This window comes from Rhodococcus sp. ARC_M5 (assembly GCF_022810405.1).
In the GTDB taxonomy this organism is placed as follows: Bacteria; Actinomycetota; Actinomycetes; order Mycobacteriales; family Mycobacteriaceae; genus Rhodococcoides; species Rhodococcoides navarretei.
Genome location: NZ_JALGQE010000004.1, coordinates 187,905 through 212,321, shown reverse-complemented (window position 1 = coordinate 212,321; position 24,417 = coordinate 187,905). Strand labels below are relative to the sequence as shown.

Genomic DNA, 24,417 nt, shown 5'->3' with positions numbered 1-24,417 from the left:
GCATGGCGGACCCCATGAAAAGGGCCGTGCGGTTTGTGAATTATCGATCAATTGATCGAATGAATTCAGCGGGTGACGGTCGCTCCCACATACGGTGTCCAGGTGATCGCGCCGTACTGGAACGTCACCCGTACGCCGCCGCCGTACTGCGGCATCTCGTCGCTCGTTGCGGGCCCGAGGGTGGGATCCCAGGCGCTGTAGATGCCGCCACCGATGTTGCGGGTACCGCCGATGGCGGTGGAGAACACACGAAGGCCGAAGGGGCTGTCGAAGTCCTGGTAGGTGCCGTTGAAGGGCGTCGTGGGGAGAAAGCCGGTGGCCCGGATCGATTCGGCCACAGCGCGAGGAACGGCGACGAAACCGTTCGGCATCTCGTAGAGAACCGCGTCCTGGCGGTACTGCGCCCACGTATCGCGCACGGGGAACACCGGTCCCAGTACCGCCCCGGAGTTGTTCGGAGCAGCAGCGAATCGGTTGTACTCGGCGGTGCGTGGGATGCCCTGCTGCAGTAGGCCCATTACGCCCCATAGAGCCGGTTTGGCACCCCAGTTGCTCTCGAGCAGGCCGAACGTATCTTCCGGGTCATTGCTGCCGGTCGCCTTGTCTCGCATCGTGTACAGGAAGATCGGCCCGGTGTACGGCAGCTCACGCCACTTCTGGATGAAGTCGGTGATCATCGCGTTCTGCTGGTCTCCCGACACTGCGGAGGTGGGGACGCCGTACTCGGTGGCCCAGATCTTCTTGCTGCCATCACCGTTGGCGACCATGGCCGCGCGCATGTCCATGACCTGACGGGCCGGTGAATGATCGACGTAGGGGCCTTCGGAGAACTTCAGTGAGTATTGATACGGATGGTAGGAGAGGGCGTCGAAAGAGCCGGCGGCACCGGCCGCGTACATCTGATTGGTGAAGTCGACGGGGTTGACGATGCCCCAAGCCTGTTCTGCTGCACCGAGGACACCGCCGACGACGGTCGCGGCCGAGTCGGCTGCCTTGATCTTGGGGTACGCGGCCTTCAGCAGGGCGGTGTAGCCGGCCGCGTCGGGTTGCGGCCCGTAGAACATCGATCCGTTGGGCTCGTTCCAGATCTCGTAGTCGGCAACTTTCCCTTTGTAGCGGGCGGCGACCTTGCCGGCGAAGGCGCCGAACGCCGCAGGTGACGCGGGGCGGGTGTTGATGGGTTGATTGGCCGGAGAGGTCGCCCACGGCGGGGTGTACGCGATGATGCCGAGCATCGAGACGTTCGCTGCTCGAAGCTTGTTCACGACGCGATCGACGGCCGTCCAGTCCAGCTGGTTCTGGGTGTATTCGACGGTCGACCACGGTATGGCGATGCGCATCGATGTGACGCCCATTGCGTTCAGGAATTGCACGGTGGTGTCCAGCTCCGCGTCCGAGGCCCAGAGCAGTCCGCCGCCGTCGGAAATGCCGACGCCGGGTGGGTTGGGGGCTGCTTCGGCGCGTGATGCGCCGACGAGGTGATCGGGTGAAGTGAGGACGGACGAGACTCCGAAGGTGAGCCCGGCCGCGACGATCAACACGGTTGTCGCTGACATTATTGCGCGAAAGCCACCGCGAAAGGGAACCATCTTCAATTCTTTCCACCAGGGGGTCCGTACCAACATTCGACGGGCCGGTGTGGTGAATCATTGCACTTCGGACGCGTTTTTGGACAAATCCCAAGAAGCCGACCGATAATTATGAAACTGCTGGTCGAGTGCGTTCGGGTGAAAGCAAGCTTTTCGTTTTCGTATTCTCGACGTTGTCGCCATTCTGATTGGTTTGGGTCGTCTTTTCCCACGCGTAGACGACGAATGCGAGCATGACGGAAAACGCTGTTGTGGTCGCCGGCGTGCTGACGACGGGAAAGTCGAGTTGCAGCGCGACCACCGAGAAACCGATGAAGGTGCCGCCGTAGAAGCCGAGCTCCCAGCGTCCCGAGCGCAGCATCCGGTAGCCCACGACGGCACCGGCAACGAGAATTGCCGTGAAGGCCAGGCCGGTGAAGATACCGCCGCGGTAGATGGTCAACAGTGGCGAGTTGGCGACGAAATTGACCTCGAATGCGGTGGCGGGATCGACGAATTCCGGCCGCCCCCAACCGAGGCCGAACAGCCAGTGGCCTTGCATGTGGCCGGGGAATTCGGCAAGCGCATCGCCGCGTGCGCTCGAGCCTGCGTCCTCGTTGCCGAAGGACGAGAAAACTCGGCTGCGCACGCTGGGTACTGCGAGGGCTCCGACGAAGGCCGCCAGGAATGCGCCGACGATGGCGAAACGTTCTCTGGCCCGCAGTTGTTGGAAGGCGAACATCAGCAGTACCCCGAGCACCACCGAGAACAGGGCCGCTCGCGACAGGGTGAGCACGATCGACAGGAACAGCAGAGTAGCGAGAGCGGTACGCAGGTATCCACGCAGCAACAGGATGCACAGCATGAGTGCGAGGACGAAGCCGATTCCGGCCGCGTTGGGGTCGATGTAGGTCCCGGCCAGGCGAACCGACGTGGCTCCGGTGGGGCTGTAGACGAAGCGAGTGCTCTCCTCCTCGGAGCCGTACCCGAGGATCGACAGGTAGCGAATGAGCTTTCCCGCGGGATCGCCGACGAAGATCAGCAACGCGAATGCGGCTGCGCCGGAGGCGGCGTAGACGTAGATCCTGCCGAACATCGCCATTTCGTCCCGGGGCATACGCAACAGGCACACCACCACGAGTGTCGAGATGAGCCATTTACCGAACTCGAAGAAATCGCTAGGCCCCGTGGCGGTGACGACGACCGACAGAGCAGACAAGGCGATGAGTGCGATGACGGTCGTTTCCGGCCATGTGATGCGGCTCACCGCTGTGCGGTGAATCACAGTGGCCAGAATCGTCGCGACAGTCAGTGTGAAGATCAGCGGTGCCGGTGTGCCCGGTGCGTAGCCGAACGGAAGTGCGCCCAGTGAAAATGCAAGAGCGCGAGTCAAATACAGCGGATGACGTAGGCCGACGTACGCTCCCACGGTCAGCGCGACGAGGGCGAATGCCGCCAGTTTCGCTGGAGTTCCGCCGACGATCACGGCGAATGTAACGAGAACGGGGATTGCCACGATGGCAACCCATCCGACCCGCTGCGCGATGCTCATAGGCTCTGATGTTGTCACGCTTTCATCCACTCGCAACATGTACGCCGTGCCGAATCCTTCGCTGCGCTTTATTGTTTCCCCTTGACCGACGTCATTCGATAGGAGCACTCGTGGAGATTCGAGAGTATTGGCGGATCCTTCGCGCGGGTTGGTGGATCGTCGCTCTCGCGACGGTTATCGGCATCGCCGGCGGCTATGCCTACACGTTCTTCACGACGCCGCAGTACCAAGCGTGTGCGCGATTGTTCGTCACCACCGAGGGCGGCAGTTCCGTCGGTGAGGCGTACCAGAACAACCTGTTCTCGCAGGAACGCGTGTCTTCGTACGCCGGATTGGCCACCAGTACCCAGGTTGCCCAGAGAGCCGTCGATCAGTTGCAACTGCAGGGGTCGGCGGCGGACCTGCGTTCCCGGATCACCGCGACGCCGATCGAAAAGACCGTTCTGCTCGATCTGTGCGCCACCGATCCCGATCCCGAGGTCGCGCAGGCACTGACCAACGCGGTGGCCGGGCAGCTGACGCAGGTGGTGCAGGAACTCGAAACATCGCAGCGCGGCGGCGATCCCGCGGCCGGGGCCACCATCGTCGATCAGGGCGACGTTCCGTCGGCACCGATCGGCATGGGCCTGACCACGGCGCTCGGTCTCGGCGGTGCGATGGGCTTCGTTCTCGGACTCGCGCTCGCGCTGCTTCGCGGTCTGCTGGATCGCTCGATCCGGGACAGGCCGCGCGCGGAGGACGTCTCGGGCCGCGTCGTGCTCGGCGGTCTCCCTGCCGACGGGACGCGCCCCACGGTCGCGGTGGCGTCGGTGAAGACGATGGGCGAGCCGCTCCGCGCCCTGCGCACCAACATTCGCTTCCTCGGCGGCGGTTCTCCGCCGCGCGTCATCACCATCACCGGTCCGGCCGGCGGCGAGGGACGCACCAGCACGGCCATCGATCTCGCGGCCGTGCTCGCCGAGGCGGGACACACGGTGCTTCTCGTCGGCGGCGACCTGCGCAGCGCAACGTTGGGCACCCGGTTGGGTGTCGACCAGCACAGCGGTCTGTCGACCGTCCTCTCGGGCGAGCACGATATCGGTTACGCGATCCAGAACGATGTGTTCGACGGCGTCTCGGTACTGCCCTCGGGGCCCGTGCCGCCGAATCCGAGCGAACTGCTCGGATCGGATCGCGCCCAGCAGCTGCTCGAATCGCTGCGCGAGCGATACCGCTACGTCATCATCGACACACCGCCTCTGCTCGAGGTCACCGACGGTGCGATCCTCACCGCATTGGCCGACGGCACAGTGGTTCTCGCGCGCACCGGCCGCACCACGCGCGACAAGCTGCGCCGTGCGATCAAGGTGCTCGACGGTGTCGGCGGAACCGTTCTGGGCGTCGTGACCACCTTCGAACCCTCGGGTCGACGCCTCCTCGGTGGCACCTCCGCATCCTCCGAGAACGTCCGCGAATCACCCTCGAGCGCAGAGACATACACTGTTCCGCCCGCGTCGGCTCCGTCCCCTGCGTCTGCGGTGGTCAGGCCGAAGCCGGCGCAGAACGACACTGCGACCTCGTCGGCGAGCAGAGGATAGCCTCGATGTTCGGTAGGTGGGCGGTCCGAGTCGGCGTCCTGGCGACCGCCGCCGTAATGTCGATTTCCTGCTCGCAGCAAGCTCCGATCACACTGCCGCCCGGCGCGCAGACGGCTCCCGTCACGGCCGCTCCGGCGGCGTCGGAGCCGCCGCCACCGTCCACTTTCGGTGGTGCCGTACCGGGTTCGTTGATCTCGGCCGAGCCGATCGAGGACATCGCAGCAGACATCACCGAGTTGGGGGCTACCGCGACTCGCGTGGTGTATCGATCGACGTCGGGCGTGACGGGGGAGCCGACGGACGTCTCGGGCACCGTTGTCATCCCGGGTGGCACTGCGCCCCAGGGGGGTTGGCCGGTGGTGTCCTACGGGCACGGCACGACGGGAGTGCTGGAGGCGTGCGGGCCGTCGCGGTACGCCAACCTTCTCGGAAGCGCCCCCATCGTGGCAGCGTTGGTGCTCAACGGCTTCGCGGTGGCGATGACCGACTATCAGGGGCTCGGACTCGGTGGGTCGTATCACCCGTACCTGGACTCGAAGACGTTCGGCTACAACATGATCGATGCCGTCCGTGCGGCCAGGAACTTCATGCCCACCCTCAGCTCGCGGTGGGCCGCCTACGGAGTCTCGCTCGGCGGCATGGCAGCGTGGGCGGCAAGCGACCGCAATGCCGAGTACGGGGGCGGGCTCGAGCTGGTGGGGACCGCCGCGATGGTGCCGGTGTCGGACATGTCCGGCTTGGCCGATGCTGCCGCGAACGGGACTCTGACGCGGGCTCAGTACCCCCTGTTGATGTATGCGCTGCACACCTTGGCGATCAGTCATCCCGAGATGAACCTCGACGATTACCGGTCGGGGTTGGCGCGGGAGCGGTGGGACGACTTCATGGAATGCGTGCCGCCGAAGTCGGACGACGTGCCCGGGCTCCTGGCGCGTCTACAGGCCGCGGACCTGACGCCGGTCAGCGCCGAAGCAACGGATCGTCTGCGCGGATACCTGTCGGATATGGCTCTGCCGCAGCAGCGTTCGACGACGCCACTGTTGGTCATGTACGGCAGCGAGGACGATCTGATTCTGGAACCGTGGACCGAGAAGGCGTTGCAGCGGGCGTGCGATTCCGGAGACCTCGTCGAGTACGAGCTGCATCAAGGTGAGGGGCACGGCGATCTGGACAGCAGCCGGTCGCTGCCGTGGGTCAAAGGCATGTTCGCCGGCCAACGTCCCGTCGACACATGCGAGTTGAATCGATGATCGCACCCGCGGGTGTGCCGACCCTCAAGGACTACGGCCGTATTCTGTTGTCCGGCTGGGCATTGGTTCTCGCCGCCGCGATACTGTCGGCGGGTGCCGGGTGGTTGGCGACGCAGTTGGTCGAGCCGACATTCACCGCGTCTTCCCGCGTGTTCGTCACGGCTCCCGGCCCCACGTCGCCCAAGAACTCGCTCGACGGCAATCGCGGGTCGTTGGTCCGCGTCGAGACGTACGTTCAGTTGGCCACCGGGGAACAGGTGTTGCGGCGCGTCATCGCGTCGGAAGGATTGCCGGTCGAGCCCGACGTGCTGAAGAACGACATCACGGTGGTGCCCACTCCGGGCTCGGCGTTGATCGACATCTCGGTGGTGAACGCCGATGCCGAGCAGGCGCGAGACATCGCCAATGCCGTTGCAGTGCAACTGATCAAGCTGGTCGGGGAGGTCGATCTTGGGGCCGACGGAGCGGTGTCGGAGGTGACGCTCGTCGATGCGGCCACCACTCCTGATTCGGCCACCACACCGACGCCGACGAGCAACATGATTCTGGGGGGAGTGATGGGCGCGATCCTGAGCAGTGTGCTGGTGCTCGCATTCGGAATCGCACGCGACTCGATCGACCATCGCGATCAAGTGGAGAACATCGTGAAGCAGGCGACCGCTGCCCAGCGGACGCCAGCTGCAGAGGGGGTCCGATGACACTGTCGAGAACGCACCGAGTGAGCCGAGCGAGCGGTGCCTGCGCACTGGCCTTGATCCTGGTGACGTCGGGGTGTTCCTCCGACGAACCGCCTGCCGATCCGTACTCGATTTCACAATCCGCAGCGTTCGGTGCCACGCTCGACGCCGATTACGGCGAAGCAGGACCCGGTTCGCTCGAGAGTGCGCAGCAACTGCTGACCATCGATCGCCGGGTCAGCGCCGTGTCGTCCGTTGCCGCGCGGGTGATCTACTCGTCCACCTCCGGGGTCGACGGTTCACCGCAGCGTGTCTCGGGCACGATCTTCGCACCGGACGGCACACCGCCCGAGGGTGGTTGGCCCATCATCGCCTACGGCCACGGCACCACCGGCGTGCTCGAGGACTGCGCACCGTCCACCGATCCCGAACTGCTCGGCAGTTCGCAGATCGTCGCGGCTCTGGTGCGGTCCGGGAACGTCGTCACTGTGTCGGACTATCAGGGGCTGGGCCTCGAGGGTTCGTACCATCCCTATCTCGACGCTCGTACCGTCGGGAACAACCTCATCGACTCGGTGCGCGCTGCCCGCAAGCTCATTCCCGATGCGTCCACGAAGTGGGCTGCGTTCGGCGGGTCGCAGGGTGGTCAGGCGTCCTGGGCCGCAAACGAACTCGCGGGGACCTACGGCGAGGGTCTCGACATGGTCGGGTCGGTCAGCCTCGTCCCGGCAGCGGACATCACCGGGTTGGCGGCCGCGGCCGCCAACGGCACGCTCACCGACGATCAGAAGCCCCTGTTGCAGTGGGTTCTGGTGGGCCTGGCCCAGTCGCATCCCGAGATCGACCTGGACGACTACCGTCGGGGCATCGTCGAGGAGAAGTGGGACGAGCTCTCGGCGTGCGGCGGCGTCCTCGCTGCCGACCGCACATCCCTGGCGGCGCAGATCAGTGACGACGATCTGCGTCCGGCAACCCCCGAGGCGACGGCGAAGCTCGCGGACTACCTGCGTGAGATGAGCTTGCCGACGTCACCGGCCGCCGCACCGATGCTGGTTCTCTACGGTGGCCAGGACACGTTGATCTCGCAGCCGTGGACCGAGGCCGCCATCGCGGCCGGCTGCGCCAACGGAGACACGATTCAATCTGTGCTCCAACCGAATTCCGGTCACGCAGACATCGACGGTGCTGCTGCGTTCGGATGGCTCGGCGACCGGTTCGCCGGTATCGACGCCATCAGCTTCTGCCCGCCTCCTGCGCCATGACCTTCAGAGGGTATCCATGACCGCCACACCCGACAGCACCGCGACCGCCGCCACCGCGGTCTCCGATACCGGAATCAAACGACCTGCCCGCCTCGTCGGGCTCGACGGCCCCCGCGGATTCGCCTGCCTGTGCGTGCTCGCCGTGCACGTCGGCGGCCACTACTCGCCGCAGACGGTCCTGACCTACAAGCTCGGGGTGCTGGGTCAGGGGTTGATCTTCTTCTTCGCGCTGTCGGGCTTCCTGATCTTCCTGCCGATGGTCCGAAAGCTGTTCGCAGGCAAACCGATGCCGAACAATGTCAGCTACGCGATGCATCGGTTGCTGCGAGTGTTTCCGGCGTACCTGTTCATCTTCCTGTTCGCGAACTACGTGATGCGTGCGGTGTTCGTGGAGAACGCCGCTGTGGCCGAGCAGCATTTCACCGACAACGGTCTGGGCATCCTCACCGACCCGTTGACACTGTTGGCCAATCTGACGCTGGTGCACACTTACATTCCGAGCATGATCCAGACCGGCATCAACCCGTCGTGGTCGCTGTCGCTGGAGTTCGCGTTCTACATCGCACTGCCGTTGCTGACGAGCATCGCGTTCTTCCTGCGTAAGCGCACGTCCCTCTCGGCACCGGTGCTGGCGTTGATCCCGGTGGTGATCATGTTCGCCATCGGAATCACCGGAAAGCTCTACACCGCATCGCGCGTCGGGCCGTCGGGCATCACCGATCCGAAACTGCTGGAATGGGGACCCAACGAGATCGCGGTGCTCAGCCGTAGCTTCTGGTCGCTGGCAGACAATTTCACGTACGGCATGCTGGCGGCGGTGGTGTTCGTCGCGATCGACAACGGAATTCTGAAGGGCGCGTTCGTCGACAGAATGCGGTGGTGGACGGGCATCGCGATGATTCCGACCGCAGTGATCTCGCTGATGCTGATCGACAACAACTCGCGCTGGCAGACGTCCACCGTGTCACTCGGATCGGCCTTGCTGATTCTGTTCATCGTCGTGCCGCTGGCCCGCGGTGAGCGCTCGAAGTTGGCCGAATGGGCCGATTGGGCACCACTGAGCTACGTGGGCATGATCTCGCTGAGCGTCTACCTGTGGCACTTCCCCATTCTGATCATGGTGGGGCGCTTCGGCTGGATGGCAGGAGACAGCCCGTTGGGGCTACTGCGGAACTTCGTGCTGGTGAGCGCCGTGAGCATCGCATTCGGAGCGGTGACATACCGCTTCATCGAGAAGCCGTCGTTGACGTACGCGCGTAGATTCAAGGCGAGCAAATAGATTCATGCACTCCGTCCGTAGGCTCGCCGCGCCGCTGCTGCTGCTCCCTCTGCTCGCGGGATGCGCCGTGGTGGTGCCGCTCGGCGGCCAGGCGCAGGGCGCTCTGGCATCGGTGGTTCGTGGTGCAGATCCTGAGACGATGGACATCGCGAATCCTGGTACCGGCAGCGGCTCCATCGTGAGTGCCGAGACCATGCCGAATCTGCCACTGCCGGTGCGGATGTCGGGTATCGAATCGGCACGGGTGGTGTACCGCTCGGTGCAGCCGGGTGTGGGCGAGCGCGAGGTATCGGGCACGGTGTTCACCCCCTCCGGCGATGCGCCCGAGGGGGGATGGCCCGTCATCTCCTACGCCCATGGCACAACGGGAATCGAGCAGGCATGCGCGCCGTCGAGGTCCGCGTCGCTGCTGGGCGCATCGGCGCTCGTACAGGGTTACACCACAGCGGGATTCGCGGTCGCCATCACCGACTACGAGGGTCTGGGACATCCCGGCAACCACGCGTACCTGGACAACATCACCGCCGGCTACGACGTCATCGATGCCGTTCGCGCTCTGCGCAACGTCTTCCCCGACGTCGGTACCGAGTGGGCTGCGTTCGGTGGTTCGCAGGGTGGCGGCGCTGCGTGGGCGGCGAACGAACTCGCCGATTCCTATGCGCCCGAGCTGGATCTGGTCGGTGCCGTCGCTCTGGCACCTGCAGCGAACATGGTCGGGCTGGTGGACAAGGCCATTGCGGGAACACTGACCGACGACCAGGGCCCGTTGCTGCAGTGGGTGCTGGAGTCGTTGGCGCGACGCGACTCGCCTCTGAACCTCGACGACTACCGCAGCGGCGATGCCGCGCAGAATTGGGCTGCGCTCACCGGGTGCACTCCGGACAAGGCCGGTGCACGTGAGGACGCGGTGAAGAGGCTGGGGGACAAAGACTTTGCACCGAAGTCCGATGCTGCTGCGGCTGCCCTTCGACAGGCTCTGGCTCGGATGGCCGTGCCGCAGGGCCCGGCCTCGGCACCGATGCTGGTGGCCTACGGCGACGCCGACACGTACATCGATGCGGCGTGGACCGACACGGCCCTCGAGCAGGCCTGCGCGTTCGGAGACGTCATCACCATCGATCGTCAGGCCGGGCGGGGGCACGGAGACGTGAACGGCGACGCCGTCAATCAGTGGATAGCGGATCGTTTCGCCGGGGTACCTGCGCAGAACGATTGCAGTTGAACAGGGGGATCGTCGTGGGGTTACGTCAGGATCTGACAGTCCGGGCCAAGGACGTCGTGAAGAAGCGTCTGGGACGCGGCATTGCGGTGGACGCGATCGACGAGCCGTATCTTGTTGTTGCGGTGCTGGGGCAGTCCAATGCGCACGGTGCCGGCGTCGGATTGGACAGGGCTGGCCTGGATGCGCCGCATCCGCAGGTGCATCAGTGGGCAGCGTCGGGGCGATCGAAGAACACCATCGTGGCGGGCAGCAATCCGCTGTTTCACGAGGTTCCATCCAAGGCCGTGGGGTTCGGCCCGACGTTTGCAGCGCACCTCGCCGATACGACGGGTAAACCGGTGTTGCTCGTTCCTTACGCGCGCGGAGACTCGGGCTTTGCGCGCATCCACGGCATCTCATGGGATCCAGTCGATACGGGTGCCCGCGTCAATCTGTTCTGGAATGCCATGCAGCGCATCCGCACCGGCCTGGCCACCAAGCCCGGCAACGAGCTCGCGGCGGTGCTGTGGCATCAGGGCGAGAGCGATGTGCCGTTGCTGACCGGGCCGGTGTACGCCGAGAAGCTCGACAGTCTCATCGATGCGCTGCGCACCGAGTTCGGTGATGTGCCCTTTGTTCTGGGCCAGATGGTGCCGGACGAAATCGAATCGGGGGAGCCCAACTACGCCGTCATCGACGCGGTACATGCCGATACTCCGCGTCGAAGGACTAACGTTGCGTATGTGCCGGGCCCGAAGGGGCTCTACAACAGCGAGACCGAGAAGATCCACTACAGCGGTGCAGGGCAACGGGAATTGGGGCACCGAATGTGGACGGCGTTCGCGAGACTGTCATCGCGTATCCAGTAGCTGTAGTCCACGGTGTGCTCCGATCGTCACTTCTTGTGGCGCAGGGTCGAGATGATGCGATCGACGTCAGCAGGTTCGAGGGCTCCGTCGATCTGTTGGTCGGTCTGCACCATGAACACCGCGACGGTTGCATTCGAGTAGCCCTGTGTTGCCACCACATCGAAGGTGGCTTCAGTTGGGTCGCAATCGAATTTCTGCGCCAGGTTGCGTGCGGCAACCGAGTAGCGAATCGCAGGTGCCCCGTCGATCGCGAACTCTGTCGGTTCTGAATAAACGATTTGTACACCATCGTCAGGCTCGTCCCGGAAGATAGCCTCGGCCTGTCGACTTACCTCGAATGCTGCTGTGGCCACGTCGATTCCGTTACGGCCAGTTATCCCCGTGATTGCCTTGCGGGCCCCGTCTCGATGCTCGGGACAATAGTCGTAGCCGTACATGGCGATGCCTCCGAAGGTCACTGACCCTGTGTCGCCCTCCCAGCCCGCAACAGCCTGGGAGCCGTCTCTCCAATCACCGGGCACCGTATAGCTGATGCCGTACCTGGTATCGATGGGGATGGGGTCACCCTCGGGCACGATGTTCTGGGGCGGCGGAAACTCCATCGACGGAAACCCGGGCGGCGGTCCAGGACGGGTGGACGTTGCCAATGGGGAACCGGCGGCCGGCGGCGTGCTCGTGGCCGGAGTCGTAGTGGTGGCCGGAAACGCTGCGCCTTGGTATCCACCCGGCGCTTGCGGCCCGAGCTTGGGTAGCACAAGTCCGACGAACACAAGCAGTCCCAGCAACGCCGCGACGCGCAGTAGACGCATTTTCAGACTCACAACGCTCCCCCCGAAGTCGCCACACGTTAGCACCTCGGTTCAGGTCGCACGTTCGACCGACAACGGTTGACATCGAGTGACGTTGTGTTGCTTAGTGGACCTCGGGGAGTGGGGCGGAATGTGGGATTCTGCTCTGCCAGAAACACTCTGGACGCCTCTGGTTAATGCACTCGAAACATGTAACGACCTGCGGTTTTGCGTCGATCAACATACCGTTACCAAGTGACACGATAAGTAGAACAAGATAATCTGCACGACGGGGTGGCACGGAGCAGTGTCGATCACGCAGGGGTTCGGCAACGCGTACGTACCGAGGGGAAACAAGTGTCAGTCAGAGACCTGGAAACGCAGAGTTCGGTTGTCTCGCGGCGTGACGCACGACGGCTGCGTAAGACGACGTCGCGTCGTGATTGGGAGACGCATTACACCGAGGGACTACGGGTGACCGACACCCTTGTTGTTCTCGGTGCCGTCACGGTCGCTCAGATCATCCGCTTCGGCGATATCGACTTTCGTGAGCCGTGGGCCATCGTGAGCTATTTCGGAATCTCGGGTGTGCTCGCCGTCTTGTGGTTGGCGTTCCTCGCCATCTTCCGCACCCGCTCTCCGCGGGTGATCGGCAACGGCTCGGAGGAGTACCGACGCATCGTCTCGGCCACCTTCCGCCTCTTCGGCACCATTGCCATTCTGTCGCTGCTGTTCCGGTTCGACATCGCTCGGCTGTATCTGGCCATCGCGCTACCCGTCGGCATGATCGGTTTGTTGCTGAGTCGGTGGGGGTGGCGCAAGGTGGTTGCCCGCAAGCGCGCTCACGGCGGCTACCAAACGTCGGTACTCATTGTCGGAAGCCGTAGTTCGGCGCTGTCGATGGCGGCGTCCTTCGAGCGTTCTCCCGAAGCCGGCTACAGCGTGGTCGGAATCTGCCTCCCCAACTACGAGCCCGGCAACGACACCTCGCTCACCGTCGACGGGGTCGAGATCCCCGTGCTGGGAGACGAGCACAGCGTTGTCGAGGCCATCGAAGCGTCCGGAGCCGACACCGTCGCGGTGACGGCCACCGAGCACATCGGCCATCACGGTCTGCGAAAGATGGTGTGGGACTTGGAGAAGAAGAAGGTAGACCTCGTCGTGTCCCCGGGTGTGGTGGACGTGGCAGGTCCGCGGCTGGTGATGCGACCGGTGGCGAACTTCCCGCTCATCCACGTCGAGAAGCCGCAGTACAACGGCGCGAAGCGCTTCAGCAAGACGGCCTTCGACTTCGTGTTCGCCGCCTCGATTCTGCTGCTCATCTCACCGATCCTCATCGCCCTCGCCGTGATCATCAAGCTCACCAGCAAGGGCCCGGTCTTCTACAACTCCGAACGAATGGGCATCGACGGCAAGCCTTTTCAGATGATCAAGTTCCGCAGCATGGTGCAGGATGCGGACAAGCGTGTGCAAGAACTGGCCGCCCTGAACGAAGGCGCGGGCGGAGTGTTGTTCAAGATGCGCGACGACCCACGGGTCACCCGCGTCGGCAAGGTGATGCGGAAGTTCAGCCTCGACGAGCTGCCGCAGTTCGTCAATGTGCTCAAGCGCGAGATGAGTGTGGTGGGTCCTCGACCGCCACTGCGCAGTGAAGTGGAAACCTACGACGGCGAGGTGCGACGCCGCCTGCTCGTCAAGCCGGGTGTCACCGGGCTGTGGCAGGTGAGTGGCCGATCCGATCTGTCGTGGGAGGAAAGCGTTCGTCTCGATCTCTCGTACGTCGAGAATTGGTCGATGACGGGGGATCTGCTCATCATCGCCAAAACTGCAGTGGCCGTGTTCAAGAGTGAAGGCGCGTACTGACACAGGCACTCATCGTGCGGGTGGTCGGGTTTGTTCGTATCATTTTCTGATGACGAGTATTTCGGAGAACGAAATTGGTACCTCATTGGCGCAGAACTCTTTTCACGATTTCTTGTCCGATCGCGTGGACCTGATTGCACGGGTGCATCTGAATCGGTCGACCTCGCTGCACGCGGTGATCTCGGACAGCGTCGACGCGTACACATCGGCATTCGCCGAATATCACGGCACCGAGGCCTCGCTGGACCTACTTGCCCCCGAGGTTCGGACCGAATTGAGCGACTTCATCCACCGCTGCGCCGAGGCCGTCGAGGAGCCTGAGAACCCGCAGTTTCCCGTTCGTCGCTAGAAATTGGTTCCTGAGTTACCGGCCGTCCATCGTGTTGTGGACCCCGTCCCTGGAGTATCGGAGACGCCGGGACTGCGTTTACTATTCGCAGACGCGGGTGTAGTCCACGCGAGAGCCCAGCATCAGTCGGGGCATTGTCTCGACCGAACACTTGGCTCAACAGCACAACCGACGGGGAACGAACAGTATGCGAATCACAGTCTTCGGTACCGGCTATCTCGGTGCCACTCATGCCGCGTGCATGGCCGAACTCGGCCACGAGGTGCTCGGTGTCGATGTGGACCCGGCCAAGCTCGCCAAGCTCGAAGCCGGTGAGGTTCCCTTCTGGGAGCCCGGTCTCGAAGAGGTGCTGCAGCGCAACATCGCGGCCGGCCGTCTCCGCTTCACCGCGTCGTACCAGGAAGCCGCAGACTTCGCGGACGTGCACTTCCTCGGCGTCGGTACTCCTCAGAAGAAGGGGGAGTTCGCGGCCGACATGAAGTTCGTCGACTCGGTCATCGACACGCTGGCCCCACTGCTGACGAAGCCTGCGGTCATCTTCGGTAAGTCGACCGTGCCTGTGGGCACAGCCGAGCGTCTCGGCCGTATGGCCCGTGAACTCGCACCCGCGGGTGACGGCGTCGAGGTCGCCTGGAACCCGGAATTCCTGCGGGAGGGTTACGCCGTCAAAGACACTCTCCATCCGGATCGCCTCGTGCTGGGTGTCGACCGCGCCCGTCCGGGTCGCGCCGAGGACCTCGCCCGTGAGGTCTACGCGCAACTGCTCGACGAGAAGATCCCGTTCCTGGTCACCGATCTTGCTACCGCCGAGCTGGTCAAGGCATCCGCCAATGCGTTCCTGGCCACAAAGATCTCGTTCATCAATGCCATCGCCGAGGTGTGCGAAGCCGCGGGTGCAGATGTCACCGTGCTGGCCGACGCCATCGGCCACGACGAACGTATCGGACGCAAGTTCCTCAACGCCGGCATCGGCTTCGGTGGTGGCTGCCTGCCCAAGGACATCAGGGCGTTCATGGCCAGGGCCGGTGAACTCGGTGCCGATCAGGCTCTGACCTTCTTGCGCGAAGTCGACAACATCAATATGCGACGCCGTACCCGCATGGTCGAGCTGGCGCGCGAGGCATGTGGGTCACTTCTCGGTGCTCGGGTCGCCGTGCTCGGTGCGGCGTTCAAGCCCGATTCGGACGACGTGCGTGACTCACCGGCCCTCAATGTTGCCGGGCAGATCCAGCTCCAGGGGGCCGCGGTCAACGTGTACGACCCCAAAGCCATGGAGAACTCGCGGGCACTGTTCCCCACTCTGACCTACAGCAACTCCGCGTTGGAGGCGTGCGAGGGCGCGGACGTGGTGCTGGTGCTGACGGAATGGAAAGAGTTCAAGGCGCTTGCTCCTGAGGACCTGGATGGCGCAGTGCGCAGCAAGACCCTGATCGACGGACGTAACTGCCTGGACCCGGAGCAGTGGCGGGCGGCGGGGTGGAACTACCGCGGGCTCGGCCGTCCCTGATCAGGATGAAGAAAACCGAGCGAAAAATTCATTCGTTGGAATGAATTGAGGAACTCATTCTTTTGACTCTGACTTTCCGCCGATTCGATTTCTTGCGCTCGCTGATGTAGGCGAAATCCTTGCTTCGACCCATTCGGTCTACTGAGGGTTTGTTCAGGAGCCCTTCGACGGGGGTGAGTCCGTCGATCGCACAATAATCGGCGCTGAAGCCTGTGAAGCCTCACATCACCGTGTCGATTGTGTTCAGATGTAACGTTTTTGGGCCCTGGCGCGGTTACATCCAAAGGGTTCCAGTCGCACGGATCGCCTAGTCAGCGAAGGTGTGGTACACCGATTACCTGCTGTTATTTGTTTGTGATCTAGGCCGCTCGCGTGGTGCATCTGATAACAGCGTGGGACTATTCCAATTCGATACCAGTTGCTTGCCGGATTGGGTCGGACCGAAATTCTGCGTACACCTCCGGTGTCCGCCGTAATACAGAGGAGGGGAGCACGTGGCATCTGTCGGGGCTGCACAGCGCTCTCTGTGGGGTTATCCGCGTCGGCAGGGCGCGGTGGCAACACGCACCCTGACTTCGCGTCACGTGTGGGAAGAGCAGTACATCAGGCGACTGCGTGCAACCGACGTGGTCGTCGTCGTTCTGTCGGTCGCGTTGGCTCAGGTCGTACGTTTCGGTGACGGCGATGTGGCGACTGCGGGTTTGCTCCCGACGGTGACGTACACCGGTGTTTCCATTGCTCTGGCCGCCCTCTGGATCTCCTTCCTCGCGATCTTTCGGACCCGATCGCCTCGCGTCATCGGAAACGGCGCGGAGGAGTACCGGCGTATCGTCTCGGCAACCTTCCGCCTCTTCGGGGTCATCGCGATCGTGTCCCTGCTGTTCCGCATCGACTTCGCTCGTCTGTATCTGGCCATCGCGTTGCCTGCCGGACTGCTTGCGCTCCTGGTGAGCCGGTGGCTCTGGCGCAAGGTGGTCACTCGGCTGCGGAGCAAGGGTGAATACAAGACCTCGGTGTTGATCGTGGGCAGCCGTACCGCCGCGGTGTCGATGGCTCAGTCGTTCGAAGGATCGCCGGCCTCGGGTTACGCGGTGGTGGGAATCTGCATGCCCGGTTACGAGGCTCCGCGGGACGGGCTGGTTCATGTGGAAGGCACCGACATTCCAGTGCTCGGGGATGAGCACGACGTTCTCGATGCGATCAACGAGTGCGGTGCCGACACGGTGGCCGTCACCGCTACCGAGCACCTGGGCAACAAAGGCATTCGCAAGATGATCTGGGACCTGGAGAAGAAGAACGTCGACTTGGTGGTCGCCCCAGGTGTGGTCGATGTAGCCGGTCCGCGCCTGGTGATGCGGCCCGTGGCCGGCTTCCCTCTGATCCACGTCGAGAAGCCCCAGTACAACGGTGCGACGCGATTCAGCAAAACTGCCTTCGACCTGACGTTCGCGGCTCTGGTGCTGGTGATGATCTCGCCGATCCTGCTGGCAGTCGCCATTGCCGTGAAGACCACGAGTCGTGGGCCGATCTTCTACAAGTCCGAGCGAATGGGCATCGACGGCACACCGTTCTCGATGATCAAGTTCCGAAGTATGACTGCCGACGCGGACAAGCAGGTCGCGGATCTGCTCGATCAGAATGAGGGTGCAGGTGGGGTGCTGTTCAAGATGCGTGACGATCCGCGGGTTACGCCCGTAGGCAAGGTGCTACGTCGTCTCAGTCTCGACGAGCTTCCGCAGTTCGTCAACGTTCTCAAGCGCGAGATGAGTGTGGTGGGGCCGAGGCCTCCGCTGCGCCGCGAGGTCGAGACCTACAACGGTGAGGTTCGTCGGCGACTGTTGGTCAAGCCCGGGGTGACCGGTCTGTGGCAGGTCAGTGGCAGATCCGACCTGTCGTGGGAAGAGACAGTCCGGCTGGACCTCTCGTACGTCGAGAACTGGTCGATGGTAGGGGACCTGCTGATCATTGCGAAAACGATCAGGGCGGTGACTGCGCGTGAAGGTGCGTACTAGAAATCGTAAGGCTGAGCTGCAAGCAGTCAGCATGTCGTTTGGCGCAGTTCAATCAAACTAAGCCGTCGAAACTGTTGTGCTATCGGAATGAGAATATCTTGGGCATCGCACTGTTAGTAGTCGCCTACAATTCACCACATGAAGGTATCGATCGCCTGATCGAATCACTTGCAGACTCGAAGCCCCACGAAGAATGCACAAACGAGATCGAGGTCGTCGTCGTACAAAACGATTCTGGTCCGGCTTACAAGCGAAACGGTGCCGTAACACTGCAGGGCCACGGAAACATCGGTTTTGGTGCTGGTGTGCGCCTGGCACTTGAGAATTCATCGTCAGAAATAGTCGCAATTGCGAACCCTGACTGCTACTTGGAAGAAGGCCGCGGACTCCGCGAACTTATTGCGTGCCTGCAAAATGGCCCTACTCATTCGATTGTCTCGCCACTGGTTGTTGGTCATTCGGGCAAAATTGAGCATCACGCGTACGGTGACTGGACATTCACCCCAACGAGATACCTGATACGGGCCTGGAGTCGCCTTGTACTTCAACTCGGATCTTCCGCTCGAATTCCCAGAGGGCTGAAGCTTCCTGGGACGTTTCTTATCATGAATAGAGACGTGGCCAACGGACTTGGACCATTCGATCCCAAATTCTTTTTATACGGCGAGGACAGAGACATGTGCCGCCGCGCACGCGCGATGAATATAGAACTCTTGCTCTGCCGTGAAGCAATCGCAATTCACGAGGGTGGAGTGAGTGCTAAGTCTGTGCCACATATCGTCACCCGCGGTCAAGCAGCTGCCGCTTTAGAGATTGCACGCCGCAAGTTCGGGTTCCTTGGATCTGTGCTCGCCGGGTTTGATCTCCTGGTAACGTCGCGCAGCTCTGATATTCGCAAGATTAGACTCGCCGAGATACGTCATTCCTTTGGTCGGGAGAAGACATGATCCGATCGAGTAGCCGCGTACCAAGAGAGCGGTCTACGCTAGTCATGCGGCTTCTTAAGGGTGGGGCACCTGCCCTTCTCGCAGGGGGGATCTCCCTTTTGACTCCGCTCTTAGGATTGCAATTTTTGGATCCTGATACATACGTAGTCTGGGCGCTCGCTTCGACACTAATCACAGTATTCTTGGTCCTTGACTTCGGAACAGGAACCCTTTCCGTTAGCCTAGCTGCGCAGGGCCAGGCATATCCACGCGCTCTATTAAAGCTCTGCGCAATTACTAGTGCCACCCCAATTCTGTTGTCAGCGTTGGCGATTACGATATGGCCATGGTACGCGCGCAATGCGGACGTGTCTGCGAGTTTCGGGGACGTTGCGACGCTGTTTGTCCTTCTTGCCATTGGGACAGTCTGCCGAGGTATCGGGCTTGTGATCGCCGGAGTTGCACTTGGTAAGTCGCGCTATGTGTTGCGCGCATGGGTATACTTGTCAGGCGCGTTGACGCAGCTGCTTGTCGTTTCTTTGCTTCTCGGACTCGGTAAAGGAGTAATTGCACTAGGGTTGGGGATCCTACTTAGTGGGGTCGTACAGATGGTAATTGCCATCGCAAGGGTGCAGACAATAGTGGACCGTCCGGATGATCAGACTGTCAACATCGACGGAGTCATCTGGCAATTCGCTAAATCAAAAGGTGCCGTGGCCGCGATTGGTTTGTCGATACTGCAGCTTGATCGATGGGCGCTGGGTTTATCCGGCTCGCCAGAAAATTTGCAAGTGTATGACGCAGCCACCCGGCTTGGGTCGATACCTAAAGTTGCTTTGGTGGCGCTGCTGGCCGGCTTAATAAAGGAAATGAGCGATTCAACCAGTAGCAGTACCCTCGCGGTGCGTAAAACCTACATCAAGTCTATGGTAATTACCGCATCGGTAGGCATCGCCGGAGCCGGGTGTGCCCTGATGGGGAGTTGGATACTTGGTTTGCTTACAGACTCAACCGCAGTCTTGATAGTCTGCGTTGTTATATGTGCACAGACCGCAAGTGCATTAACTATTCCAATAACAATGTATCTCGCGTCAATTCGACGCCCTGCTCTCGAACTGATGTACTTGCTTCCAATGGCTGCGGTAGTTTACGCCGCATTTGCTTACGGAATTTTCGCTCAGGATTCGATTGCGCTGATCCTTATCTCAACCCTAGCGATCATTCTAAGCTCGCTCGCTTACAGTGCATTTGGTTCGTCACGCCTAGCTAAGGGCGGTTGGCATGCCTAATATGCGCGTATCTATGCCGAGTCCAGCGAGAAGCGAAGTGTCCAGCTATTCTGCTAAAATAGGCGCGCCGAAAATTCTGGTCCTTTTCGGTCTTACGTTATGCCTTCTGTTCCCCTTTAATGCGGCAGCACCAGACGGATTGTGGCAAATACTGGCGCTGACAGTAATCCTCTCGGGGATTTGTTCGTTCTATCTGTTACTTTGGAGAGTCCAGCTTAGTCAAGTTAGCGTCGGCATAGTTACCGTTGGCGTTCTGGTTTTTGGAACTACAGGGTTGCTCGTTCCTGACCGGATCGTGTCTGTCAGTCTGCTTGTTTCATCCGCCGCTGTTGGGGTTGCCGCTGCGACAATACCGCAGGCTAAAAAGTGCGTCTGGACCATTCTCGGGGCATCAATGCTCGTACTTTCGGCATCATTCTTTTTTAGTTTCGATCTGCTAGTCACCACAGGAATCGACTTGCGAGTCGAATACCCAAACTCCGGACTCTTTCGAGCAACTGGGGTCATGGGGCACCCGTTGCTATCAGCATTTGTCATTGTGACTCTTTGCTGCGGACTGGCAGCATACTACTGGGCTAGTTTTCGAGGATTCGCTATACTTCTAATTCTCTTCTCTGGTACGGGTGCCGCACTATTCACCGGTACGCGTTCGGCCTTCATCACTACTGCCATAGTGTGTCTCATCGCCACTATTTCATCAGCTCTGACCCGGAAAATGTCCACCGTCGCTCGGACTGCCTACTTGCTAGGTGTGGGAAGCATATTAACTCTGACCTACTTCTCAAGTACACTATTGACCGCAAGTCAATTACGGGTTTTCGACTTCAGTGAGTTGGCATCCGAAGCTTCCTTCGCGACTAGAGCGAATACATTGTCCATCCTGCAGCGTGCGGAAGCGAGTCTCACTTGCACAGGAGTCTGCGAGGTTACCGGCCGCGGATTTCGGCGATCTACAGACTATTTTGCGACTTACAGTAATTCCAGCCTCGTACGCACCTTCGACAACAGCTATGTAACAGCGTACTTTGACCTAGGAATACTTGGTGTCGCTCTTATTCTTTTCGTGCTGACTTTAATACTTCGAACCAAGGTGGATGCTGGTACCAAGCTCTGCATTTTCGGCGTAATCTCTCTACCTGCATTCTTTTTTGACAGCATTTACTCAGTCGGAACAGTGTGCGCATCTGCATTCTTGCTGGCTCTGGTCTGGGGTCAAGTCTGTGCGCCAGCACGCTCACAGGAATTTCTTGAAAGGACACGGTCGATTTGATAAAGCTGAGGGGCTTGCGAACCAAATTGCGAGAACACCGGTCGGACTTGCGGAGATTGCAGCGTGCAGGAGTCGCATCGGTAGGCGTCGGGACATATGGAACGCCACGTATTCTCGACTTTAAATACGACCCGACAAAGCTGACTATTGGATCGTATTGTTCTATTGGTGAGGGCGTAACATTTGTACTTGGTGGAGGGCACCCAACAGATGAAGTTACGACCTTTCCGTTTAGGATAAAATTTAACCTGCCAGGGGCAGGTAGTGATAGCCATCCTAAATCCCGCGGAGATATCGTTGTCGGTTCTGACGTCTGGATCGGAGCGGGGGTTACAATTTTGAGCGGGGTAGCTATCGGCGATGGCGCCGTTATTGGAGCGGGATCGGTGGTGTCTCGTGACGTACCTCCATTCACAATCGCTGTAGGCAATCCCGCACGTGAAGTGCGGAAAAGATTTGACCAAGAGACCTCCGATGCCATTAGCCGAATTCGGTGGTGGGAATGGTCAATTGACAAGATCACCGATAACGTGGACATCATATCGAGTGACGATGTGCATCGCTTTTTGAAAGAGTTTGACAAATGATTTCAGGCAACAGTTCGGGCCACCGTTTAAATAACAAAGCGGGAGAGGTATCGCTCGTGGATAGCTCAACGAATGAATGGACAGTCACACACGATTTTGCTTTCGCTTTTGGCGGCGCAGAACTTGTGACTTCGGTACTGTCGCGGGATTTGCTGCCGGGTGCGCCAGTTGTAACGGTTGGCGGCAGCAGAAAAGTCCTGGAGCAGATTTCTGGGTCTCGAAATAAATCTCGCCGGGTGGTTGGTTTTGTTAGTGGAAATACGTACCGTTATCTTCTCCCCCTATACCCTTTTATCGTCCGAGCGTTTCCTAATGTGCGAGGCAATGTTCTTGCATCGTCTTACGCTTTTGCGCACGGAATAAGATGCACTGGGTCAAAGGTCGTCTACTGTCATAGCCCTTTGCGGCAAGCCTGGAGTGGAAGCGAATTGTATTCCGGTGCGGGTGCGTTCTCGGAACGGCTAGCGGTTCGGATATTTGGTCCGTATTTGCGATGGTTCGATCGTAGATTTGCGAAGGATGTAGACGTATTTATAGCGACAAGTCGGGCAGTCAAGGAGCGAATAGAGCGGTATTACGACGTGTCAAATGTTGTATTGATTCCGCCGCCATTGAAGCTTCCGGAACTGTCAGATCCTATCCCGCACCACGCGCGTGGCGAGTCGTTTCTATGGGTAGGGAGAGTAATTGAGCCCTACAAGAGGCTCGGTCTCGTTCTGGATGTCATGCGAGCACGACCAGATCTGCACTTGGACGTTGTGGGCGATGGTAGAGATTTAAAGATGTTGCGCGCGGACGCCCCAACTAATGTGACATTCTTGGGTTGGCAGGGGAAAGCATCGCTGTCCTTCTTGTATGCGAATGCCGCGGCTCTCCTGTTTGGTAGCGAGGACGACTTCGGAATCGTTCCAGTGGAAGCCATGGCATGTGGTACACCGGTCATCGCTTATGGTGCCGGGGGTGCGCTCGACACCGTGGTTCATGGTCAGTCAGGTTTGTTATTTCATTCACAAACCCCTGAATCTATGCTGGGTGCGATTAAGGAGTTCGAGTCTATGGAGTGGAATTCGGAGTCGATAGCGAAAAACACACGTGAGCGATTTAGTAAAGAGTCCTTTCTGGAGCGGATGAGGGTGATAACTAATGGAACCTTCTCATAACGAGGGTCAGAGTATAGTTGTCTTTTACGGACATTGCGCAAGAATGTCCGGTGCGGAGATTGCGCTACTCAATACTACTTCGAACATGTCGCGTGGTCGACCCATTGTGGTGTTGGGGGAAGACGGTCCTCTTCATGCCCGTCTCAGGGGTTTGGGTGTAGAGGTGCATATTCTTCCACTTGTGGGTGACGTAAGAAATGCATCACGCTCGAAGATCGCTTTCAACACCGGGCTAGTCTCGTCGGTCTGGAAGTCACTGGTTTACATACGACTTCTAAGGGTCAAGCTCCGCAGCCTTGGTCCTGATGTGATCGTCTCGAACTCAATGAAGGGGCACCTGCTGGTCGCGGGAACTGGACTGTGGGCAAGAACTAGATTTTTCTGTTACGTCCGCGATCGCGTTTCGACCGATTTCATGAGCAGGTTGGGTGTCTTGCTCATACGGCTGACGTTACGAATAGCTCCGTTTGGTGTTCTGGCCAACTCGAAATCGACAATGGAGACTGTGCCGAAGGTTCGCAGAGGACGTGCTTCCGCCATTATCCCCAGCCCTATTCTTACACCCAAATATTTGGCTACTGGGTCGGGATGTAGTCACGTTCATTTTGCCCTGGTGGGACGTATTGCTGAATGGAAGGGGCAGGAATTTGCAATCCAGGCATTCGCGAACTTGGTAAAAACAACGCCGGCGAAGTTGACGTTGATTGGTGGTGCGTTATTTGAGGATGCCGCCTACCTGGAGAGACTAAAGTCCGTAATAGCGGATTTGGGGTTGTCCTCGAATGTTCATCTGACTGGGCACGTCAACGACGTCTATGCGGCACTCGAATCGGTCGATGCGGTCATCCATACATCAATTATCCCGGAGCCCTTCGGGCAAGTTATCGTGCAGGCAATGGCCATGGGGCTTCCAGTTCTGGCGTCCGGGGAGGGCGGTCCGTTGGAGACAATTACTGACGGCAGAGACGGCTTATTCTTCGAGCCACGCGACGTTCAATCTTTGACCGATGGGATGATGCGTTTGGTGAAAGATCCTGTGTTGCGGTCAAGGCTAGGAGCCGCTGCTGTCGAAACAGCGAGGCACTACTCGCCTGAGAACTTGGTCGCAAAGTTCGAGGGGTTCTTGCTTGATAGTTGACTGTGACATCGGATATCAGGTTGTCAGCAGTCAAGATCTTGAACGGAGCTGGCTTAGCTTCCAGCAGTGTGCTCCTCCGGGATCGTCCGGACAACGGAATTGCTGACTTTTGGTTGGTTCCTTCAGCTATTGTTGGAGCACCGGTCTAGCGTCCGGAACAGGTTCCGGTCACATGGGGCTACCTCAGACCAGTTGTCTGCATTGGTCATCGAGCCCCATTGTGGGTGTTTTTTTAGTGATTCGATGGTTTTGTTCGGTGTTAGTGGGCAATGGCCTTGCTGACTTGCAGCCCA

The 24,417-nt window shown here is 60.3% G+C and carries 20 protein-coding genes; 17 read left to right on the top strand and 3 right to left on the bottom strand.

Annotation, left to right across the window (positions count from 1 at the left end; translation table 11 throughout):
* Positions 1 to 65 precede the first annotated feature (65 nt).
* Both MTX34_RS08505 and MTX34_RS08500 read right to left on the bottom strand, forming a co-directional pair.
* Entirely contained in the window at positions 66 to 1,556 is a 1,491-nt protein-coding gene (locus tag MTX34_RS08505; RefSeq protein WP_243595129.1) for a cellulase family glycosylhydrolase, read from the bottom strand.
* A 142-nt stretch (positions 1,557 to 1,698) separates the two neighbouring features.
* A complete protein-coding gene (locus tag MTX34_RS08500; protein ID WP_243609085.1) occupies positions 1,699 to 3,138 on the bottom strand; it encodes an O-antigen ligase in 1,440 nt (479 codons plus the stop codon).
* Positions 3,139 to 3,230: 92 nt separating this feature from the next.
* Here MTX34_RS08500 and MTX34_RS08495 point away from each other — a divergent pair, with 92 nt between their 5' ends.
* From MTX34_RS08495 to MTX34_RS08465, 7 genes are read left to right on the top strand one after another with little or no spacing between them, the layout of a single operon-like run.
* Positions 3,231 to 4,697, top strand: coding sequence for a polysaccharide biosynthesis tyrosine autokinase (locus MTX34_RS08495; RefSeq protein WP_243609084.1), 1,467 nt, complete (start codon positions 3,231 to 3,233; stop codon positions 4,695 to 4,697).
* A gap of 5 nt (positions 4,698 to 4,702) precedes the next feature.
* A complete protein-coding gene (locus MTX34_RS08490; protein ID WP_243609083.1) occupies positions 4,703 to 5,947 on the top strand; it encodes a S9 family peptidase in 1,245 nt (414 codons plus the stop codon).
* Positions 5,944 to 6,645 (top strand): YveK family protein, encoded by a 702-nt coding sequence (locus tag MTX34_RS08485; RefSeq protein WP_243609082.1) that lies wholly within the window; start codon positions 5,944 to 5,946, stop codon positions 6,643 to 6,645. Before MTX34_RS08490 ends, MTX34_RS08485 begins: the two co-directional genes overlap by 4 nt.
* Entirely contained in the window at positions 6,642 to 7,886 is a 1,245-nt protein-coding gene (locus MTX34_RS08480; protein ID WP_243609081.1) for a lipase family protein, read from the top strand. The genes MTX34_RS08485 and MTX34_RS08480 overlap by 4 nt, the downstream gene beginning before the upstream one ends.
* 16 nt (positions 7,887 to 7,902) lie before the next feature.
* Entirely contained in the window at positions 7,903 to 9,165 is a 1,263-nt protein-coding gene (locus MTX34_RS08475) for an acyltransferase (protein WP_243609080.1), read from the top strand.
* A gap of 4 nt (positions 9,166 to 9,169) precedes the next feature.
* Positions 9,170 to 10,387, top strand: a complete 1,218-nt coding sequence (locus MTX34_RS08470; protein WP_243609079.1) for a lipase family protein — start codon at positions 9,170 to 9,172, stop codon at positions 10,385 to 10,387.
* On the top strand, positions 10,384 to 11,235 hold the full coding sequence (locus tag MTX34_RS08465; protein ID WP_243609078.1) for a sialate O-acetylesterase: 852 nt from the start codon (positions 10,384 to 10,386) through the stop codon (positions 11,233 to 11,235). The genes MTX34_RS08470 and MTX34_RS08465 overlap by 4 nt, the downstream gene beginning before the upstream one ends.
* A 26-nt stretch (positions 11,236 to 11,261) precedes the next feature.
* Here MTX34_RS08465 and MTX34_RS08460 read toward each other — a convergent pair whose 3' ends face one another.
* The gene (locus MTX34_RS08460; RefSeq protein ID WP_243609077.1) at positions 11,262 to 11,837 is read right to left on the bottom strand and encodes a hypothetical protein; all 576 of its coding nucleotides are present in this window, start codon (positions 11,835 to 11,837) and stop codon (positions 11,262 to 11,264) included.
* 603 nt (positions 11,838 to 12,440) lie between these two features.
* Here MTX34_RS08460 and MTX34_RS08455 point away from each other — a divergent pair.
* From MTX34_RS08455 to MTX34_RS26125, 10 genes are all read left to right on the top strand, one after another.
* Positions 12,441 to 13,886, top strand: coding sequence for a sugar transferase (locus MTX34_RS08455; protein WP_243609214.1), 1,446 nt, complete (start codon positions 12,441 to 12,443; stop codon positions 13,884 to 13,886).
* A gap of 49 nt (positions 13,887 to 13,935) precedes the next feature.
* Entirely contained in the window at positions 13,936 to 14,235 is a 300-nt protein-coding gene (locus tag MTX34_RS08450) for a hypothetical protein (RefSeq protein WP_243609076.1), read from the top strand.
* A gap of 187 nt (positions 14,236 to 14,422) precedes the next feature.
* The gene (locus MTX34_RS08445; protein ID WP_243609075.1) at positions 14,423 to 15,742 is read left to right on the top strand and encodes a UDP-glucose/GDP-mannose dehydrogenase family protein; all 1,320 of its coding nucleotides are present in this window, start codon (positions 14,423 to 14,425) and stop codon (positions 15,740 to 15,742) included.
* A gap of 494 nt (positions 15,743 to 16,236) precedes the next feature.
* Entirely contained in the window at positions 16,237 to 17,754 is a 1,518-nt protein-coding gene (locus MTX34_RS08440) for a sugar transferase (RefSeq protein WP_374639142.1), read from the top strand.
* Between the two features lie 98 nt (positions 17,755 to 17,852).
* A complete protein-coding gene (locus MTX34_RS08435; protein WP_243609074.1) occupies positions 17,853 to 18,701 on the top strand; it encodes a glycosyltransferase family 2 protein in 849 nt (282 codons plus the stop codon).
* 425 nt (positions 18,702 to 19,126) lie between these two features.
* The gene (locus MTX34_RS08430) at positions 19,127 to 19,969 is read left to right on the top strand and encodes a hypothetical protein (RefSeq protein WP_243609073.1); all 843 of its coding nucleotides are present in this window, start codon (positions 19,127 to 19,129) and stop codon (positions 19,967 to 19,969) included.
* A gap of 37 nt (positions 19,970 to 20,006) precedes the next feature.
* A complete protein-coding gene (locus MTX34_RS08425) occupies positions 20,007 to 21,239 on the top strand; it encodes a hypothetical protein (RefSeq protein WP_243609072.1) in 1,233 nt (410 codons plus the stop codon).
* Positions 21,240 to 21,253: 14 nt separating this feature from the next.
* Positions 21,254 to 21,826 (top strand): CatB-related O-acetyltransferase, encoded by a 573-nt coding sequence (locus MTX34_RS25710; RefSeq protein ID WP_279393026.1) that lies wholly within the window; start codon positions 21,254 to 21,256, stop codon positions 21,824 to 21,826.
* Positions 21,823 to 22,986, top strand: a complete 1,164-nt coding sequence (locus tag MTX34_RS08415) for a glycosyltransferase (RefSeq protein ID WP_243609071.1) — start codon at positions 21,823 to 21,825, stop codon at positions 22,984 to 22,986. The genes MTX34_RS25710 and MTX34_RS08415 overlap by 4 nt, the downstream gene beginning before the upstream one ends.
* Entirely contained in the window at positions 22,970 to 24,124 is a 1,155-nt protein-coding gene (locus tag MTX34_RS26125; protein ID WP_374639139.1) for a glycosyltransferase, read from the top strand. Before MTX34_RS08415 ends, MTX34_RS26125 begins: the two co-directional genes overlap by 17 nt.
* Positions 24,125 to 24,417: the final 293 nt, after the last annotated feature.

Coding starts and splice junctions, on each gene's coding strand:
- MTX34_RS08505 (WP_243595129.1), bottom strand. CDS start 1,556: ATGTCAGCGACAACCGTGTTGATCGTCGCGGCCGGGCTCACCTTCGGA.
- MTX34_RS26125 (WP_374639139.1), top strand. CDS start 22,970: ATGGAACCTTCTCATAACGAGGGTCAGAGTATAGTTGTCTTTTACGGA.
- MTX34_RS08490 (WP_243609083.1), top strand. CDS start 4,703: ATGTTCGGTAGGTGGGCGGTCCGAGTCGGCGTCCTGGCGACCGCCGCC.
- MTX34_RS08445 (WP_243609075.1), top strand. CDS start 14,423: ATGCGAATCACAGTCTTCGGTACCGGCTATCTCGGTGCCACTCATGCC.
- MTX34_RS08460 (WP_243609077.1), bottom strand. CDS start 11,837: ATGGAGTTTCCGCCGCCCCAGAACATCGTGCCCGAGGGTGACCCCATC.
- MTX34_RS08480 (WP_243609081.1), top strand. CDS start 6,642: ATGACACTGTCGAGAACGCACCGAGTGAGCCGAGCGAGCGGTGCCTGC.
- MTX34_RS08475 (WP_243609080.1), top strand. CDS start 7,903: ATGACCGCCACACCCGACAGCACCGCGACCGCCGCCACCGCGGTCTCC.
- MTX34_RS08415 (WP_243609071.1), top strand. CDS start 21,823: ATGATTTCAGGCAACAGTTCGGGCCACCGTTTAAATAACAAAGCGGGA.
- MTX34_RS08450 (WP_243609076.1), top strand. CDS start 13,936: ATGACGAGTATTTCGGAGAACGAAATTGGTACCTCATTGGCGCAGAAC.
- MTX34_RS08485 (WP_243609082.1), top strand. CDS start 5,944: ATGATCGCACCCGCGGGTGTGCCGACCCTCAAGGACTACGGCCGTATT.
- MTX34_RS08470 (WP_243609079.1), top strand. CDS start 9,170: ATGCACTCCGTCCGTAGGCTCGCCGCGCCGCTGCTGCTGCTCCCTCTG.